The 18,487-nt window shown below is 62.7% G+C and carries 18 protein-coding genes; 2 read left to right on the forward strand and 16 right to left on the reverse strand.

Going from position 1 to position 18,487, the window contains the following annotated elements:
* Window positions 1-21 precede the first annotated feature (21 nt).
* From U0042_RS26810 to U0042_RS26835, 6 genes are all read right to left on the reverse strand, one after another.
* Window positions 22-1,008 (reverse strand): aromatic/alkene monooxygenase hydroxylase subunit beta, encoded by a 987-nt coding sequence (locus tag U0042_RS26810; RefSeq protein ID WP_114811576.1) that lies wholly within the window; start codon window positions 1,006-1,008, stop codon window positions 22-24.
* A gap of 12 nt (window positions 1,009-1,020) precedes the next feature.
* Window positions 1,021-1,335 carry an MmoB/DmpM family protein gene (locus U0042_RS26815; RefSeq protein WP_114811577.1) on the reverse strand — a complete coding sequence of 105 codons (315 nt, stop codon included), beginning with the start codon at window positions 1,333-1,335 and terminating at the stop codon, window positions 1,021-1,023.
* 16 nt (window positions 1,336-1,351) lie between these two features.
* Window positions 1,352-1,687 (reverse strand): Rieske 2Fe-2S domain-containing protein, encoded by a 336-nt coding sequence (locus U0042_RS26820; protein WP_114811578.1) that lies wholly within the window; start codon window positions 1,685-1,687, stop codon window positions 1,352-1,354.
* 7 nt (window positions 1,688-1,694) lie between these two features.
* On the reverse strand, window positions 1,695-1,955 hold the full coding sequence (locus U0042_RS26825) for a toluene-4-monooxygenase system B family protein (RefSeq protein ID WP_114811630.1): 261 nt from the start codon (window positions 1,953-1,955) through the stop codon (window positions 1,695-1,697).
* A 24-nt stretch (window positions 1,956-1,979) separates the two neighbouring features.
* A complete protein-coding gene (locus U0042_RS26830; protein WP_114811579.1) occupies window positions 1,980-3,485 on the reverse strand; it encodes a toluene monooxygenase in 1,506 nt (501 codons plus the stop codon).
* 371 nt (window positions 3,486-3,856) lie between these two features.
* Complete coding sequence (locus U0042_RS26835; protein ID WP_114811580.1) at window positions 3,857-4,168, reverse strand: DUF4148 domain-containing protein; 312 nt, start codon at window positions 4,166-4,168, stop codon at window positions 3,857-3,859.
* A gap of 292 nt (window positions 4,169-4,460) precedes the next feature.
* On the opposite strand from U0042_RS26835, the gene U0042_RS26840 reads away from it, so the two are divergent.
* Window positions 4,461-6,737, forward strand: a complete 2,277-nt coding sequence (locus U0042_RS26840; protein ID WP_114811631.1) for a DUF1565 domain-containing protein — start codon at window positions 4,461-4,463, stop codon at window positions 6,735-6,737.
* Window positions 6,738-6,850: 113 nt separating this feature from the next.
* A complete protein-coding gene (locus tag U0042_RS26845) occupies window positions 6,851-8,530 on the forward strand; it encodes an arylsulfotransferase family protein (RefSeq protein ID WP_114811581.1) in 1,680 nt (559 codons plus the stop codon).
* Between the two features lie 422 nt (window positions 8,531-8,952).
* On the opposite strand, the gene U0042_RS26850 is transcribed toward U0042_RS26845, so the two are convergent.
* The 10 genes from U0042_RS26850 to U0042_RS26895 all read right to left on the reverse strand — a co-directional run bounded on the left by U0042_RS26850 (window position 8,953) and on the right by U0042_RS26895 (window position 18,466).
* Window positions 8,953-9,597 (reverse strand): 3'-5' exonuclease, encoded by a 645-nt coding sequence (locus U0042_RS26850; protein ID WP_114811582.1) that lies wholly within the window; start codon window positions 9,595-9,597, stop codon window positions 8,953-8,955.
* A gap of 13 nt (window positions 9,598-9,610) precedes the next feature.
* Entirely contained in the window at window positions 9,611-11,437 is a 1,827-nt protein-coding gene (locus U0042_RS26855; RefSeq protein ID WP_114811583.1) for a DUF294 nucleotidyltransferase-like domain-containing protein, read from the reverse strand.
* A gap of 83 nt (window positions 11,438-11,520) precedes the next feature.
* A complete protein-coding gene (locus tag U0042_RS26860) occupies window positions 11,521-13,251 on the reverse strand; it encodes a cation acetate symporter (protein ID WP_114811584.1) in 1,731 nt (576 codons plus the stop codon).
* Window positions 13,248-13,556, reverse strand: coding sequence for a DUF485 domain-containing protein (locus tag U0042_RS26865; protein WP_114811585.1), 309 nt, complete (start codon window positions 13,554-13,556; stop codon window positions 13,248-13,250). The genes U0042_RS26860 and U0042_RS26865 overlap by 4 nt, the downstream gene beginning before the upstream one ends.
* A gap of 138 nt (window positions 13,557-13,694) precedes the next feature.
* Window positions 13,695-14,072, reverse strand: a complete 378-nt coding sequence (locus tag U0042_RS26870) for a hypothetical protein (protein WP_114811586.1) — start codon at window positions 14,070-14,072, stop codon at window positions 13,695-13,697.
* Between the two features lie 248 nt (window positions 14,073-14,320).
* Window positions 14,321-14,758, reverse strand: a complete 438-nt coding sequence (locus U0042_RS26875) for a hypothetical protein (RefSeq protein WP_114811632.1) — start codon at window positions 14,756-14,758, stop codon at window positions 14,321-14,323.
* A gap of 327 nt (window positions 14,759-15,085) precedes the next feature.
* The gene (locus U0042_RS26880) at window positions 15,086-15,415 is read right to left on the reverse strand and encodes an L-rhamnose mutarotase (protein ID WP_327205011.1); all 330 of its coding nucleotides are present in this window, start codon (window positions 15,413-15,415) and stop codon (window positions 15,086-15,088) included.
* A gap of 28 nt (window positions 15,416-15,443) precedes the next feature.
* Window positions 15,444-16,568, reverse strand: a complete 1,125-nt coding sequence (locus U0042_RS26885) for a mandelate racemase/muconate lactonizing enzyme family protein (RefSeq protein WP_114811633.1) — start codon at window positions 16,566-16,568, stop codon at window positions 15,444-15,446.
* Window positions 16,569-16,624: 56 nt separating this feature from the next.
* Entirely contained in the window at window positions 16,625-17,416 is a 792-nt protein-coding gene (locus U0042_RS26890; RefSeq protein ID WP_198665337.1) for a carbohydrate ABC transporter permease, read from the reverse strand.
* A gap of 105 nt (window positions 17,417-17,521) precedes the next feature.
* Complete coding sequence (locus U0042_RS26895; RefSeq protein ID WP_419150543.1) at window positions 17,522-18,466, reverse strand: carbohydrate ABC transporter permease; 945 nt, start codon at window positions 18,464-18,466, stop codon at window positions 17,522-17,524.
* Window positions 18,467-18,487 lie beyond the last annotated feature (21 nt).

Here is an 18,487-nt window from a genome sequence, read left to right on the forward strand (position 1 = left end):
CCGGCTTGCGCCGGCCTTCGCTCACAGACCCATCGCGCGTCGGAATTCACGCGTGGCGGCTTTCGCCGCCGCAGCCGCATCCGGCGCATCGGGCAGGGCGGCGCACCAGGCGTCGATGGCGTGATCGGCCAGCGGCTCCCACTTGCTCACCCAGTTCGTCAGCACGGCGTGATTGCCGTCCTGCTCGAGTGCCATGCGCACGAGCGCGGTGGCCCAGCGGCGATGCCGTTGCGCGTCGAGGAGGTGCGCGTCCGTGATGAGCCCGAGCAGCGTGTCGCCGTTATGACGCGCAGCGGTGCCCAGCGCGCGCAGTACGGTTTCTTCCACCGCAGGCCGCACGACGAGATTCAGGGCAACGAAGTTTTCGGCCCAGTCCCACGCCGTGAGCGCCTCTTCGACCACCTTGCGCCAACCCTGCCACGCCGGATCCTGTTCCCAGTAGCGCCGCTCTTCGGTGCCGAGGCCCACGTCGCCGAACGTCTGCGAGAGTTCTTTGGTGCGGTACGCCGTGTGCGTGAGCCAGCGCAGCGCGTCCGCAGTCTGGTAGGCGGCGCAGTTCGAAATGGTGGAGGCCGGCGCCATCTGCGTGAGATAAGCCGAGCCCATTTGCAGCGCGTGGAACAGGAAGCGCGCCGGCGTGTAAAGGCGGGCCAGCGTGCCGGCCCACGACGGCGCGAGCATGGTGTCGTGCCCACGCGCCGAAAACTGGTCGAGCAAACCGAATACGTAGGTTTCCTGACCGTCCTGCAGCATGTTGTAGGTGCGGTAGACGATCTCGTCCGGGTCGCGAAACGCGTTCCAGTCGGCGTGCGTGAGCGGCGACGCGTTGCGGTACCGCTTGAACCATTGCGCCATGCCGAAGTTGGGATCAAGTTCGAACGGCGCATCGGGGTTGTCGGTCGTGTAGTGCAGATTAGTGGACACGATCTCGTACTCGCTCGGCTTGCGCCGGCGCGTAGCGAGATGGCTCCATGTTTTCAGGGGCTTGAGAACTTCGGGCTGAGTCATGCTCGTCTCCGGTCAAAGCGTTTTTTCGTAATAGAAGCGCACGTAGTCGTCTGTCGTCTCGATACGGCCGGAGAACGAGCTGAGGTTGACTTCGAGTTCGGACATCCTGAACGGCCTGCCCAGCGTTTCTTCAAGCGTCGCGCGGCGCAGGATCAGTTCGCCGTCCGCATAGATGCGAACGTAGGCGAGCTTGTCGTCCACGCGGATCGTCTTGTCGGGGTTGTCCTCGTGCGCGGCTTCGATGACGCCCGCGGTGATGCTGCTTGCGCGCAGCACGGGGCCTACGCGGTTATTGCGGTACGCCTCGCCTGTGTTGTCGGTGCTCATGGGTTTTCCTTGCGGGTCAGGAGTGGGCGAAGAGGGGCTCGACGCCCTCGACGGCAACGAGCACGTCGTCGCCGTCGATCTTCACGGCGTATTCGGCGAGCCGGCAGTCGCCGGGGTTGATGCCCTTGCCGGTGTTGGCGTCGAAGGTCCATTGATGGGCGCGGCACATCAGCACGCGGCCGTCGAACTTGCCTTCCACGAGCGGGATGTCCTGGTGCGGACAAATGCCCTGGAACGCGCGCGGTTCGCCGCCTTCGGGGCGCACGAGCACGATCACGTGGCCATCCACTTCCGCTTCGGTCATCTCGCCTTCCCAGAGGTCGTCGAGCGTGCAAACTTTCTGGAACTTCATGTCGACCTCAGTTTTCGCAAAAGATGAATTCGAGCGTTTCCATGGGGCGAATGTCGGTTTCTTCGAGCTTCGCATCGCGGGGATAGAACGCCTCGCTGCCCTGGCGGCGCACGCGCACCACCTTGTCAGGCTGCGGCGCAACGCGCCGGCCCACGGAATGGTGAGCCGCCGCGGCGGCCACCTCGTCCATCGTATTGCCGGTGTCCACCGCGACGAGCTGCAATACGAAGTCGTACTGAAAATTGGAAATCACGGGGAAAAGTGCCATGTCGTCCTCCATTGGTTGGCCGCTTCAGGCGGCTTTTTTCTGATAGCGCCGGTCGCGATACGCCTCGATCCACGCGTAGTGGTGCGCGTCGTCGCCGCTTTCGCCGGGTGCAAGACCCATGTATTGCAGCGCGCCCATGAGGTTGGGCGGCTGGATGTGACCGGCGAGAAAGCGATCGACCAGCGTGAGGTGATCGCGATAGCGCAGCGGGTCTTGCTGGAACACCCAGCGGTCGATCTCCGAATTGAAGTGATAGGTGCGGCCGTGGTAGTCGAGCGGATAGTCCTTCACGTTCCAGCCGTTGCCGGGAATCGCGCAGATGGGCAACTGGCTCATGTTGCAGACGATGGGCAGCGTCTCGGGCACCGTGAGCTCGGGCTTGCCGGCGAGCAGGTTGTCGATGATCACGTCCCACGCCTTGCCGAACGTATCGTTCCAGCCCGGATACTTTTCTTCGAGCCAGTCGCGGCAGTCGGGCGTCATGCCGGCCGCGGGGTTCCACCAGACCGTAGGCCGCCAGAACCAGATGCCCATCTGGTAAGCGTGATGCTGGTAATCGAACTCGTTGATCATCTGGTCCCAGTACCAGGGGAGGTCGAGGCCCAGGTCGATCAGCGTGCGTTCGAACTGCCCCACGATCCACTCGCGCATGAATTCCTTGAACGACTGCTTGCGGTGCTCGAGCGGCGTGGCGTAGTCCATGGACGAGCCCGTGAGCAGACAGAAGAGACGCCACGCGCGCGCAATCGCGATGTCCACGAGCTTTTGCGCTTCTTCCTTGCGGCCGTTCGCGATGAGGATCTGCAGCGCGGGGCCGCCGATCTGCGCATGGCGCGACTCGTCGGTCTGGATGCTCGAGATCAGGCTTGCGAACGTGAAGTCGCCGGCCTCCGCTGCGTCGGCTGCAAGGCCGAGGAACTGCATGTTCGTGAAACCCGTTTCGAACGCGAAGGTCAGCATGACCGCGATTTCGATGGCGCTGCGCGACATGAACAGGTCGTCGAAGGTATTGCGTGCGGCAATGGCACCCCATTCGTTCGTGTGATAAGCCTTGTGCGCCCAGTCGAACTGGCGGTCTTTTGGGCAGTAGTCGTGAGGGAAGAAGAGCTGCAACTGGCCATGACGGTTCTCGTCGAGCATGCCGAACGTCGCCATGTTGCGCATGCCGGGCGCGCGGCCGAAACGCGCCATGCGGGCCTCGGCGCTCATGGCCGCGTATTCGCCCAGCGCGATGGCGCCGTAGTGCGCCTTCAGGATGGAGAGCCAGCCGGGATCGGCGTCTTCGAACATGCGGCTGCGTTCGAGGGCCGCTTTCACGGAGTAGGCGCCGGCGTCTTTCTCGCGCTGCACGCGCACGTACTCGGGATACGACGTCTTGTACGGCTCGTCGTAGGTTTCCCAGTCGGCCATGGGAATGCCCTGGTCACCGGACATGATCTCGGGGAAGAGGTCGGACTCCGCAACGTAGGTCGGGGTCCAGTTGGTGGCACGGGCAATGTCGTACCAGGCCGCGCGTTCCAGTAACGCCATGGTGAAGTCTCCTTGTTGGGATGGGATGCGTCGTCCCGGAGCGGCACGCAGTGCACCGGGCGTGAGCCATTCAGAGCAAGGGCAATACCAGTGACGGTGGTTTTACAGGCCAGGTGAGGGAAAATCCCGAGATTTTTCGGGGAAACGGGCGGAAGATGGCCTGCCGGAGAGCGCTATGAAGTTAGCCTTACGGGATTGTCGGAAGGCTATTTGATGAGGTGGTGAATCGCTGTTTCGCGAGAAGGCGCGGGATATTTGATCAAGCGGTGAATCTCGATATTTCCGTTTGCGCCCGCGAAAGTGGAAAGCGGCGAGTCAGCGCCGGCAGCGTCGGCGCCTGAGCCGCCCTTCGATGACGCTTCCCTGGCCGTTCACTGACCCTGAGCGGGCCGGCACTCTGCCTGATACCAGCCATCCACCAGATGCTGGGCCGCCTGAAGGTCGTCCGGATAGTACGGATCCCATGCCCATGCCGGGTGATAACCGGCTTCCTCCAGTGCCGCGAGTTCGCTCGCATTGCGCTCGCGCGTGAGCGGCGCGTGGTTTCTGAGCGCCGTCAGGTCGCGGCACTGCGTGTCGGTCAAGTGCCTTTGCGGGCCGGGCTGCATGCCGCCCGCGGCGCAGCCGGCGAGCCAGAACACCAGCGCCGCGCACATCGGCCAGCGTTTCGTGGGGTATTTCATGTTGCGGCTCCGTTGGGTGAGGCGATAGTGTCGCGCATTGCGCGTTCCCGCGGCGGCAGGCGGGCAGCCGGTCGGCTTTGCGACGTCCCCGCAAGATTCAATCTCCTGTGGTCGGGTGAACGCCCGAGCGCACGCAAGGGCAGCGTGCGAGTTCACGGTAGCGGGGGCGCCACGCATTGATTTCCGTCAAGGAGAGACGTTCTTCGGGATTGCAGACTGGCAGCGTTTGTTTCTATGCCGGCCAGACAGGCGAAACTGCGAACACCTAACAATCTGGGGGAATGAAGTGGGCGTGAACCGCAGACAGACACTCACACTGATCTCGGCCATGTGCACCGGGGTCGTCACTCGCAGTTGGGGCGCCCAGGCCGCGCCCACGCAGGGCAAGATCTGGCACGTGGATCAAAGCGCAAAGCAGGGCGGCGACGGCAAGACCTGGAGCACTGCGTTTCAGTCCCTGCAGGAGGCGCTCGCGGCCGCTTCGGCCAGCGACGAAATCTGGGTGGCCCGCGGCACCTACTATCCTCATTCCGACGATGCGACGCAGTCGTTCACCCTCAAGGCCGACGTCGCTATATACGGCGGCTTCGCCGGCGGCGAGGCGGCACGCGACGAGCGCAACTACGCAGACAACATCACGACCCTGAGCGGCAACATCGGCAAGGGCGACAAAACGCGCAACACGCACACCATCGTCATGGGCGCGGACCGGGCGGTGCTCGATGGATTCACGATCGCCGACGCCTACGGAACCGACAAGCCGCGGCTGCATCTGGTGCCCGACGACATCCTGAAGGGCGACATGGTGGTAGGAGGCGGCATGCGCAACTTCATGACGAGTCCTGTCGTGCGCAACTGCGTCTTCAGGAATAACTTTTCCCCGAAGGGCGGCGCCGTCTACAACGTCCACAAGCCCGGCGCGGACCAGGCATCGTTCGTCAACGTCGAGTTCATTGGCAACGAGGCCGGTCTTCGCGGCGGCGCCGTCAGCAACGACCTTGGCGCCATGCCCGTTTTCATCGACTGCCGCTTCGTCGGGAACAAAAGCCAGGACAAGGGCGGGGCGATCTACAACGATTTCGCCGCCACGCCGCTGCTGTTCAACGTCCTCGTCACGCGCAACGAAGCGAAGACGGCCGGCGGCATAGGCAACGACGGCGGCTCGTCGCCACTGCTCGTCAACGTCACGATTGCCGGCAACAAGGCGACGAGCGGCCTTGGCGCGGGGCTCTATCAGGGCACGGGAGCCAACAACAATCCGGTCCTCGTCAGTTGTGCCGTCGACGACATCTACAACTGGCACGAGGACATCGTGTCCGCGCTCGGCTCCAGCGTGCCGGCGGGAAAGACGCTGCCGCTTGTCGACTTTCTGGCGATCAGCAATTTCAAAGGCCAGATCCAGCCGTCCGACCTCACGCCGTTGCCGACGGGCGGTGTGGGCTATCAGGCACGTCTTTATGGCGCGCAGCTCATGAAGGAGCCGGTCGTCGCGACGCTGCTCCAGTTCTATACGCACAACGAGGGCGTAGTCGAATACCACGGGGAGTACACGCGGCCCGTCGCGACGGGCGAGGCGGTCGCAGCGAAGGTCATCTACGTCGCGCCGGCATCGGCAGCCGCAAGCGGCAACGATCGGGACGGGCTGTCGTGGGCCACGGCGCTGACCGACCTGCAGGCGGCCATCGATCTGGCGTCGGTATCGAAAGCCGCGGTCTGGGTAAGGGCGGGCAACTATCACCCAGCCAAGCGGGACGACCGGATTGCGGCCTTCATCCTGTACGACGACGTCGAGGTATACGGCGGCTTTGCCGGCACCGAAACCGACGTCTCGCAGCGCCGCCCGAACGCCGGCCGCACGGTGCTCAGCGCAAAGCTGGCCGGGGGCGACTATCGCTACCCGCACGTCGTCTACGGAGCCAACCATGCCGTGCTCGACGGGCTGACGATCCGCGATGGACACGCCGTGGGTTTCACCTACAACGGCAAGGGCGGCGGACTGCTGGCCTATCACGCGGGCAAAACCTATCTGCCCAACGGACTCAAGGCGTACCGCGCCGGACGCGCACTCGAGTCATACAGCGATCCGGTCGGATTCACCATGACGATCCGCCGTTGCCGGTTCGAACGGAACGATGCACTGGAGGGCGGGGCGATCTACGCGTTCGGCAAAGCCGCGCTGACCATCGTCGATACCACGTTCGCCGGTAACCACGCCGTTTATGGCGGCGCGGTGCTCGATCGCGAGGGCGTGACGGCAACGCACGAGCGATCATCGTTCGTGCGCAACGAGGCCACGCACGACGGCGCCGCCGCTTACGCGGACTACGGCTCGCTCGTTTCTTTCGACGAGAGCCGGTTCCAGTCCAACGAGGCGCGCGGCAAAGGCGGCGCAATCTACATGATCAGCCGTGCGTCGCAGGTGGGGTCGACCAGCGTCACGGTGAAGAAGAGCCGGTTCCGGGGCAACAAGGCATTGGCCGGCGCGAGCATCTACAACCTGGACGGCGGCACCCTGTCGATCGCGGACACGGAGTATCCGTCCGGGTCGATCTACAACCCGAAAGAATGATCATTCGGAAGTCCTTTTGCCCGGTTGAGAACGGCTGGACCTCGCCGGGCAGCCTGTTCGAATGGTGAGCCAGATTGGCAGATTATTTTTCGATAAGACTGGAAGGCGAAACAATGAACGAAAAATATTTACGCAAAAATTCAGCATGCCAAAATTCAAAACTCAAAAGCCTCATGCAATCGGCATTGCTGGTTTTATTGTCGATCTTGATAACCGGTTGTAGCGGAGGCAATAACATTACTGCCCCAGCGCAAGATTCCTTGTGTGCTACCGAGGTCTATCCGTCAAATACCGGCACCCTCCCGCCGGCTCCCATTCTGGAATCACCTCAAGTCTGGAGCTTTGTCAGTGAGCCAAATTTGCACCCGATGAAGGTGAACGTCAATTATTATGATGCAACGCAACTGGCAAGCGGTTCAATTTTCAATTCGCCTTATACAGGTTCGAATACCGCAACGTACGGGCAGAGCGGTGCATTGATTACCGACAATGACGGAAATCCAATCTGGTTTCGGGCGTTAAACAATTCAAGCCTGACAGATTTTGATTTTCGTGTTCAGCAATATTTGGGCGCACCGGTTTTGACTTTCTGGCAGGGCACTGTCGCCACATCGCCTGTTTACACTAATTTGCCATCAGGTGCGGCCGAGCCCGGCGCGTGCTACTACATTCTGGATAATCATTATCAGACAATAAAAACTGTATCTGCACGCAATGGATTCGTTGCGGACAATCATGAATTTCTGATTACGCCAAAAAATACCGCGTTATTTTTGGCAACCAAGGTGATCCCCATGGATTTAACGCCATATGGCGGACCGCAGAATGGGTCGATTCATGACTTCTCAATCCAGGAAATAGATCTGGCCACAAACGAGCTGATCTATTTTTGGGACGCGAAGGAGCATATTCCATTGGAAAGCTCGCATCTCGCTGCCTCTACCGCAACAGCCAGTGGCAATGTCTGGGACCCTTACCATCTGAATTCACTGGATCTGGTGGCAAATAACGATAACGACATCGTATTCTCGTCCAGAAGCACGTGGACAATTTATCGCTTGAATAAATCTACGGGAAAATTTGTCTGGCAATTGGCTGGAGACGGGAGCGGGGACTTCAAGATTCCCAACGGCGACGCGCAGTTTTCGTGGCAACATGACGCTCGATACATTTCTGACAATGTAATCAGCATGTTTGATGATGCTTGCGATGACTGTTATGGATCGGTTCCGCCTGGGACGGCGCCTTCACACGGCCTGGTGTTAAAGCTCGATTTCAATAGCATGACGGCGGCAGTGGAAAACTCGTATTATCACAACCCAAATCTCTTTTCCTCCGCGCAAGGCAATACACAATGGCTCGAAAATGGCAATAAATTTATTGGGTGGGGAAACGGATACTACACCGAATTCGCAGGGGCCGGCAATACCGCATTGACGCCCGCAACGAATACACTTTATGACACGAAAATGGCCGGCGATAACATTTCGTATCGGACATATCGATATAATTGGGTGGCTACGCCAAATTATCCGCCAAGTATAGTCGCCACATCTAGTGGTGGTGGTCTTGCGGTATACGCTTCATGGAATGGTTCGACTGAAACCAGACTTTGGCAAGTCTACGCGGGTGCCACTGCAAATAATTTGAAACTTATCACCAGTGCTGCGAAAAATGGCTTCGAGACAAAAATTTCTTTTGCGGGGAATGGTTTTCAATATTTTCAAGTCAAAGCAGTTGATGCTAATGGGGCAATTATTGGGGTTTCTGGGATAGTAACGCCCACTCAATAAAGCAGCGGCTATCTCCGGCATCTGGATGAACGTGAGCAGTGAAGCGGCCGTTCGCCTTACAGTTCCGTCCGGACGGCGATGTCGAACGATCTCGCCGAACAGCGCTGAACGTATCAGGCGAGAAAATCTTCGAGAGACCGCAACACCTCATTCGGAGCATCGTCGGGGAGTGTTCGACCTGCCGCACACTCAGTTCCAGCCGTTCGGCGGCCTGGCCCGGCTTGAGTCGACGCATGTCTAACGGCCGGAGCCGCGCGTTGCTGAATGGCTGGTGCATGGCATATGTCGATAATTTGTGTTATGTAAACTCATAACGTGGGCCGACAATCGTACCCAAGCAAGCGCCCTCGAAACCCGCGAATCCCAATCCCAACCGCAATCCACCTCCCAACGGCACGACCCGAATCACCTCACACCGCGCCCTATCCCCATCGTCGCAATTTCAAAAACGCTTCCGCCGCCATCACGGCATCGTTAAGCGCATCGTGCGCGGGGCGCATGGGAAGCCCCAGTTCGCCCATCATCGTGGCGAGGCGCAGGTCGATGTCCGGCGCGCCCTGTTGGCGCCACGGCGGCAGCCGCCGAAACATATAGTCGTAGAACATGGCTGACACCTCGATCCTGCGCTGCGGCAGGCCGATGCCCAGCGTGGGCACCGCCACCCGGTCGAGCATCGCCAGATCGAATTCGAGGTAGTAGCCCACGATCGGCCGGCTGCCGATGAAACGCAGCAGCACCGCCAGCGCCTCGGCGGCCGGCACGCCGTCGGCCAGGTCTCGCGAACGCAGGCGATGCACACAGACGCTGTCGCGCGAAACGTCCCGTGTGGGCCTGACCAGCATTTCCAGGCGCTGGCTGGTCAGGATCACGTTGCCCGCAATGCGGACCGCGGCAATCGAAATGATTTCGTCCGTGCGCCGGTCGAGTCCCGTTGTTTCGCAGTCGAGCGCAACGTATTCGTCGGGCGGCGGCGGTTCCAGCATGAAGCGGTAGGCTGGGTCTCGCAGCCGTCGCATGAGCCATCGCCGGCGCAGCGGCTGCAACCAGGCGCGGGATGCGAGCGTCACGCCCCTGCTCCGTTCACAGGAACTCGGTCCGGAAGCGCTGCCGCAGCAGCGTCCTGAACCGCTTCACCACGCCGAGCGCGTCCTTGAGCAGATCGCGCTCCAGCGACGACAGATGCGCCATGTGCACTTCGCCCGACACGGGCTTGTGTGCATCGATCTCCGCGAGTCCCGCCTTCAGGCGCAGCCCCATCAGAAAATGCAGGCTCTCCGCCAGTTCCGAGGCCATGTCGGCGCTCACGGCGTCATGGGCAACCAACGCATCGAGCCGCTGCACGGTGCCCGTCTCGCGCGTGACGCGGCACGCGAGCGCGAGGCTGCGCACGCCATGCACGATCGGAAAAATGCCTTCTTTCTTGATGTCCAGCCCGCGGTCGGCGTCGGCAAGCGTGAAGAGCCGGTTCCACCAGCCTTGCGTATTGCCGAACGCTTCGGTTGCCGAAGCGAACCGCGCGAGCATGACTTCGCTGTCGAGCGCGAATTCGATGAGCGACGCCCGCAACTGTTCGAGCAGCGCTGCGTCTCCGCACACGGCGCGCGCATCGAAGAAAATGGCGAGGTTCATCAATCCTTCGGCATCCGGAGCAATTAGCCACTCGCGAATGCGCCGCCCGAACGCGCTCACCGGCATGCACCAATCGGGACGGCTCAACATGATCCCGCCCGGGCAAGGCGGATAGCCGAACGCCGCCAGCGCGTCGGAAAAGCGCGTGACGATCGCGTCCAGCTCCGCGGGCGGAGCGTATTCGTCGCGCAGCACGAGAGCATTGTCCTGGTCGGTCTTGAGCAACTGCTCGCCGCGCCCCTCACTGCCCATGACGAACAGGCAGCTGTTTGCGACGAGGTCCGGCGGCGCAATCATCTTCCATGCACGCTCGAACAGGCGGCCGTTTACTTCCTGCACCTGGCGCGCGATCAGCTCCACTCGCGAGCCGCCGCGGAACAGCAGCGACACCATGCGCGTCACGCTCGATGCCGCCTGGGCCAGTGCGTCCAGGTCGCGCGCCATGTCGATCTGCTCGGCCAGCAGGAAGGAATGGTTGGCGAGAAAGCTGAAGACGTCGAGCGATTCGAGCAGACCCACCACCTCGTTGTCGCGCATGACGACGAGGCGATGCACACGGTGGCGCAGCATCGTGGTGAGCGCGTCGCCTATTTGCGAGGAAACCGGCACGGCCACGAGCGTGAACGCGCTCATCCTGCCCACGGGCAACTGGTTGAGCGGCGTGCCATCGAGAATCGCCCGCTGCAGCGACGTGCGCGTGAAGATGCCGAGCCGCGGCGGCGTGGTGGTGGCGTCGCGCACCAGCACGCTCGAAACGTTGTGCTCCTGAAAGAGCCTGACGACGGAGACGACGTCCGTGCTCGCGTCGACGAAGTGCGCCGGCCGGATGAACGCGGCGTCGACGCGAGCGAGCAGGAGCGACTGCATCTCCTCCTGGCTGCGCCGCTGCGCAATGACACCGAGTTTCCGCCCGATATCCGAGAAGAGCAGCGCGCCGAAGCCGGCGTTGGCGGCAATCAGGTCCTTTACCGTCTGGCGCGCGAGGCGATACGCGAGCACCTCTTCCGTTGCAACGAAGCGGCTGCCCGACTTGCCGGCCACGAGCGCCCGTCCGTCGAAGCAGTCGTCCGGCCCGTAGGTCGCCACGACCTCGTCGCCTTCGTACTGCGTCACGCGGCCTTTGGTCACGACGAAGAGATGCGCGGGCGCCCCGCCCGCTTCCAGAATGGCCTCGTTTTCCGCGTAATACGCGATATCGACGTTATCGCGCACGAGGCGCCGTTCGTCTTCGTTCAGACAGTCGAACGGCGATGCGGCGAAATTGAAGGCGTTCGGCATGGATGCCAGTCCAGATGACGAACGTGCGGGTCGCGCTCGAACCATCCACGCGCCCGCACGTCTCTACCGTTGCAGCGATCCGCTTAGTGGCCGGAAGCGCGTGCGGCACCCAGCCCGGTTTCCGAACGCACCTGCTGCACGGCGAACGACTCGCGCTCGCGCTGTGCCCGCTCGCTGCGGTCGAGCACCGAGAAGAGCCACACGCCCACGAAGCCGATGGTCATCGAGAACAGTGCCGGCGACGTGTACGGGAACCACGCCGAACCCTTCGGATGACCCAGCGTGGCTTCCCACACCGAGGGCGACACGATCGTCAGTGCCACCGACGAAACGAGCCCGAGGAACCCGCCGATCACCGCGCCCCGCGTGGTGCAGCCCTTCCACAGCATGGAGAGGAACAGCACGGGGAAGTTCGCCGAGGCCGCGACAGCGAACGCGAGCGACACCATGAACGCGATGTTCTGCTTCTCGAACGCGATGCCGAGCACCACGGCCACGATGCCGAGCACCACGGTGGTGACGCGCGACACACGCAGTTCGTCGGCGCTGTCCGCCTTGCCGCCGCGGAAGACGGTGGCATACAGGTCGTGCGAAACCGCGGAGGCGCCCGAGAGCGTGAGACCTGCCACGACCGCGAGGATGGTGGCGAACGCCACGGCGGAGATGAACCCGTAGAACACGTTGCCGCCCACGGACTTCGCCACGAGCACGGCCGCCATGTTCGCCGTACCGGCCCCACCCTTGATCACGCCCTTCGCGACATCGGCCAGTTCCGGATTGGTGAGCACGAGCGTGATGGCGCCGAAACCGATGATGAAGATGAGGATGTAGAAGTAGCCGATCCACGTCGTGGCCCACAGCACCGACTTGCGTGCTTCCTTCGCGTCCGGCACGGTGAAGAAGCGCATGAGGATGTGCGGCAGACCTGCCGTGCCGAACATCAGCGCCATGCCGAACGAGATGGCCGAGATGGGGTCTTTGATGAAGCCGCCGGGGCCCATCACGGACCGTCCGATCTTCGCCGCTTCCTCGGGCGACTTGCCCGCGGCGGACGCGATGGCCGTCTTCACCTCGACGCCCTTCGCGAACAGCGCTTCGGGGCTGAAGCCGTACTGCGCCATGACCATGATGGCCATGAACGTGACGCCGGCCAGCAGCAGGCACGCCTTGATGATCTGCACCCACGTGGTCGCCGTCATGCCGCCGAACAGCACGTAGACCATCATCAGGCCACCGACGATCACGACCGCCACCCAGTAGTCGAGCCCGAACAGCAGCTTGATGAGCTGCCCTGCTCCCACCATCTGCGCGATGAGGTAGAACGCCACCACCACCAGCGTGCCGATGGCCGCGAACGTGCGGATGGGGCCCTGCGCGAAGCGGTAGCCGGCCACGTCGGCGAACGTGAATCGCCCGAGGTTGCGCAGGCGCTCGGCCATCAGGAACGTGATGACGGGCCAGCCCACCAGAAAGCCGATGGAATAGATGAGCCCGTCGTAACCGCTCGTCATCACCGCGGCGGAAATGCCGAGGAAGGACGCCGCGGACATGTAGTCGCCCGCAATGGCAAGGCCGTTCTGAAACCCGGTGATGCCGCCGCCCGCCGTATAGAAATCGGCGGCCGAGCGCGTGCGCGAGGCGGCCCACTTCGTGATCCAGAGCGTGCCGGATACGAAGAGCGCAAAGAGGATGATGGCCGTCGTGTTGGTTGCCTGGCGCGTGGTCTGTCCGACGTCGCCGCCCGCAGCCAGCGCCATGCCCGTCCACGAGAGCGCTGCAAACGCGGCAAGGGCTGTGAGTTGTTTCCTGTTCATTTCGCCACGTCCCTGAGAATGTCTTGTGTCATCCGGTCGTATTCGCTGTTGGCCCGGCGCACGTAGATGCCGGTGATGACGACCGTAAAGACGATCAGTGCCACGCCGACGGGGATGCCGACCGTCGTGACGCCGGTGCCGATGGGGCGCGCCAGGAACGACTTGTCGAAAGCGATAAGGGCGATGTAGCCGTAGTAGACGAGCAGCATCAGGCTGATCAGCAGCAGCCCGAGGCCGTTGCGCCTCCGTTTCAGTTCGGCGTACCCAGGGTGCGCCTGGATCTTTGCGATCAGGGGATCGTCCATTTGAGGTCTCCTCGATTGTTCTGCATGGGACGCCTCATTCTCGCCACGGATGCTGACTGACTTCTTACGCGGCAGACGGAAATCCCTGCGCAATACGCCGTGGTTTTCCCTGGGCTGGGACCGTTGGCGGCGCGCGAGTTAACCAGGCGCGCCTATGCCGCCGACGGCGTGTCGTCGTGCGATCTCGTCGAGCTGCGCCTGCCAGTCGGCCACCTGCCCTGCGTCGTGAACATCTTCCAGATCGTGCAGCAATGCAGCGACGCGCGGTTCATAAGCGTCCACGCCCGACAGCGTCAGCGCGTGGAGCAAGGGGCCGTCCTGGCCGGCCGTGTAGTAACTGATCCCAAGACCTTCCAGCGCGTCGCTGTAATGCTCGTCCCGGATAAGGACACCGATGGCGCATCGGCGTCCGTGATGACCGCGAAGGCGGCAGCTGCCGCTCTCGTCTTCGGAAACGGCCCCTTGTGTCAGCAGGTGTGAGCGCACCGTCGCGAAAATTTCGTCGAGACCTTTCATTGCCGGATACCCCAGATCTTCTTGCCGTTCGTTCCAGGCTTTGTGCGGATGCTGCGCGCACCGCCAAAGCCGGACGCCTGTCTCTTTAACGTCGAATAGAACGATCGGCCGTATCCTGACAAACCCTGTTTCAACGTGACGCTGGTTTCGTCTGTCGTGGCAAAGCTGAACGGTTGCGGGTCGCGGACGCGGCGCAGGCGCGCTGCGGGAACAGGCCGATCGAGGGACCTGGAAGACGAGCCCTTTCGTTACGGATGATGGAGGTTCATGTGCCGCACGATCTTGCGCAGGACCAGCGCGGCGCCCGCTATCAGGCAAACGACTACGAACCACAGGGCAAGGACGTAGCCGACCAACAACCAGAATTCATCGACACGCTGCTGGAGCACGCGCGCCTGGTAGGACGGCGCATCGTGCGCGGCGTCAGCGAACGATACGCGATAGAGGAAAAAGGACCGGCAAACGGCGCTCTCCGGTTCGCGGGCCGCCAACAGCGAACCGGCCGGTATCGCGCCCACGCTTGCGCATTCGGGCGCGTTCATACCGGCCACGATGGCGGCATCCACGGGATGGTCGTAGGTCGCGCCCAGCCACGTCACGGCAATCGCCAGGGCGAAGCTCGAGACGAGCGCATGGACCCACCGGGCCGTGCGGCGACGCCGCCGGGCGCCAGACCTGTTTTTCATGAGGTCGCTCCACATTCATTTCGCGTTGCCTTTGCAACGCGCGGGCGCACGTGCGACGCGGCAAGCGCGGTCGTGCCGGTATTCCCTCATGCTCTGGATTTCGTGGCCCGGCCCTGTTGATATGGCTCAAACTTGTTGGCCGCGGAAACACATGGACGAGCTTGCCGGGGCAGACCGCGCGTCGGGCGGTCTGCCGGCACGAGACATCGCGTCTCGCTCAGGAAGGAAAGATGCGCAAGGCGCTTGCCGGCATGCGCAAGCGCGCCGAGATGGGAGGTGTGGGTTCGACGGCGGGCTTACGTGCCCCGCGCGTGCCCCGCGTGCGTCTCAGTCCTGCGGATCGAGGTCGAAAACCTGTTCCATCATCGCCCACTGCTCGCCTTCGGGCGTTCCCGCAAGGCGCACCTGGCACGGGGCGGTGAAGGTCCACCAGCGCTGGGTCTCGGGGTCGGCGGCCATCGCCGCCATGTCGGCCGCGAAGTCGTGGCCGTGATATTCCCAGTAGCCGAACAACAGGTTTTCCGGCTCGCGCAGGAAGATCGAGTAGTTGCGTATGTTGCTTTGCCGTATGCGTTCGAGCACCGCGGGCCACACCTGCGCGTGCAGCCGCCGGTATTCCGCGATCTGTTCGGGCCGGATCCCCACCACCATCGCCATTTTTCGCATGCGTCCTCTCTAGTTCGTTCTATGCGGTTTGCAGGTTCGATGCGTCGACGGCGAACTCCACGTGCGCCGCAGCGCGAACCGCGTCCCAGTCCCACTCGATGCCAAGGCCAGGTTCGTTCGGTGCATAGGCGTAGCCGTCTTCGATACGCACGCGATTCGCCGTCAACGAATCCAGTTGCGGAATGTACTCCAGCCACGTTGCGTTGGGCACGGCCGAGCACAGGCTCACGTGCAGCTCCATCAGAAAGTGCGGACAGATGTCGAGGTTGAGCGCCTCGGCCATGTGCGCCACCTTGAGCCACGGCGTAATGCCGCCCACGCGTGCCACGTCGGCCTGCACGATGGCGCATGCATCGGCCTTCACGTATTCGCCGAACTGGCCCAGGTGATACAGCGACTCGCCCACCGCGACCGGCACGTTCGTCGCGAGCGACAGCCTGCGGTGCGCATCGACGTTTTCCGCAGGCATGGGCTCCTCGAGCCAGGCAAGGCGAAACGGCTCGAATGCATGCGCGCGCCGCAACGCCTCCTGAAACGTGAAACCCTGATTGGCGTCGGTCATCAGCTCGAAGCCCTCGCCCACGGCTTCACGCACAGCGTCGAGACGGCGCACGTCCTCCGAAACATGCGGCCGCCCTACCTTCAGCTTCGCGCCGCGAAAACCGTCGGCGCGCGCCTGCAAGGTCTGCTCGACCAGTTCCTGCGTGGCGAGATGAAGCCAGCCGCCCTCGGTCGAATACGTTTGCGTGCGCGGCTTCGCGCCGCCTGCCGCGATCCACAGCGGCAGGCCGGCGACGCGCGTGTTGCGGTCCCACAGCGCGGTGTCGACGGCGGCCAGCGCGAGGCTCGTGATCGCGCCCACGGCGGTGGCATGCGTGTGAAACAGCAGGTCGCGCCAGATCGCCTCGAACAGGGCCGGGTCGCGACCGATGATGCGCGGCGCCAGATGATCGCGCAGCAGCGCCACCACCGACGACCCGCCGGTGCCGATCGTGTACGTGTAGCCGGTGCCGCTACTGCCGTCGTCGCAGCGGATCGTCACGAGCACGGTTTCCTGCACGACGAACGACTGGATCGCGTCGGTGCGCTTGACCTTCGGCTGCAGGTCTACCTGGCGGATTTCGACCGCATCGATTCTTGCCATGGACATTCGTCTCCCGAACTGGAACGGTCTCGCCGCTTCCATGAAGTTTCAGCGCTTCAGCCTTTCACGCCGCCCAGCGTGAGGCCTGCAATGAGGTGCTTCTGCACGATGAACGTCAGCACGATGGCGGGCACGATGATGACCACAGCCATCGCGCACATGCCCGCCCAGTCCACCGAAAACTGCGCGGTGTAGTCCATCAGCCCCACCGGCAGCGTTTTGGTCTCGGGGCTGCGGCACAGCTGGGTGGCGAGCGCGAATTCGTTCCAGCTGGTGAGAAACGAAAAGATTCCCGCGGATGCGATGCCCGAGCGCGCGAGCGGCAGCTCGACGCGCCAGAACGCCTGCCAGCGCGTGCAGCCGTCGATGAGTGCGGCCTGCGAGAGTTCGATCGGCACTTCGCGAAAGAATCCGTCGATGAGCCAAACCGTGAACGGCACGTTCATGGCAAGGTAGACCACGATCACGCCAAGGCGCGTGTCGAGCAGGCCCGTCCAGGCCCACAGCATGAAGATGGGCAGCGAAAGCGCGATGCCGGGAATGGCGCGCGTCAACATCAGCGCCACGAACAGCACGTTCTTGCGGCGGAACTCGAAACGCGCGAACGCATAGCCGCCCAGCACGCCGATCACGAGCGCCGCCACCGTGCTCGCGCTCGAAATGATCAGCGAATTCACGAAGTACTTCGCGATGGGCAATGACGCCATGGCGCCGAAGCCGAACATCGCGCGGAAATTATCGAGCGTGTAGCTGCCCGCGGCGAACGGCGACTCGTTCGAGAGGATCGCGACGTTCGGGCGAAACGCGTTGAGCACGACCCAGAGGCCGGGCAGGCAGATCACCGACATTACGACGAATACGCCCAGCCACAACGCACAGCGTTTGACGGCCGCGCTCCACTGAAACGGCGTGGATGCGGGAAGCAGGGGTTGGGCAGCTTGTGGCTCGTTCATCTATCCCGGTCCCATGTGCCGGCGGGCGGCATTGAGTTTGCGAAAGAAGTACAGCGTGAAGAGAATCGACACGAGCACGGACACGTATCCGATGGCGTTCGCGTAGCCCATGTGCGAATCGTCGTAGGCGATGCGGCCCACCATGGTCCATAGCAGTTCGGTGCGCCCGCCGGGACCGCCGTTCGTCATGATCCGCACGATGTCGTAGGCGCGGCCCACGTCGAGCGAGCGGATCGTCATCGCGATGTAGATGAACGGCATGAGGTACGGCAGCGTCACGTAGCGGAAGGTCTGCCACGGCGTGCAGCCATCCACCTTCGAAGCTTCGATGGGGTCTTTAGGCAATGCCATGAGCCCGGCCAGCAGGATCACGGCGAACACGGGCGTCGAGTTCCACACTTCGGCCGCGATCAGCGAGGCAAGCGCCAGATTTTCGTTGACGAGAAACGGCACCGAGGTCCGCATGCCGAAGAGCGACTGGAGCAGATGATTGATCACGCCTGTGCTGTCGTTGAGCATGAACTTGAACTGGAACCCCACGAGTACGGGCGAAAACATCATGGGGAACATCATCACGGTGCGCAGCGCGCGCTGCCCTGCCGTCACGCGATTCAGCAGCAACGCGATGCCGAGCCCCAGCAGCATTTCCAGGTTCAACGCCACCGTGAGAAACAGCACCGTGCGGCCGAATGCCGACCAGAACTCGCCGTTGCCGAGTGCGCGCGCGTAATTGCGCCAGCCGATGAAGTGCGTGAGCGTGGCCGGGTCCGTGAGCCGGTACGACGTGAAGCTCGTGTACAGCGAGAACAGCAGCGGCAGCACGACGACGACGGCGACCGAAACGAACGCCGGCAGCAGCAGCTTCGCGGGCAGCGACAAACGCTCGCGCACCACCTGCGGCACATAGAGGTCGCGTCGCGTGAGTTGCGGATTGCCAGAGTGCATGTCGTCGCCGTCCCGTCGTTC

The sequence above is a fragment of the Paraburkholderia kururiensis genome (assembly GCF_034424375.1).
Classification (GTDB): Bacteria; Pseudomonadota; Gammaproteobacteria; order Burkholderiales; family Burkholderiaceae; genus Paraburkholderia; species Paraburkholderia kururiensis_A.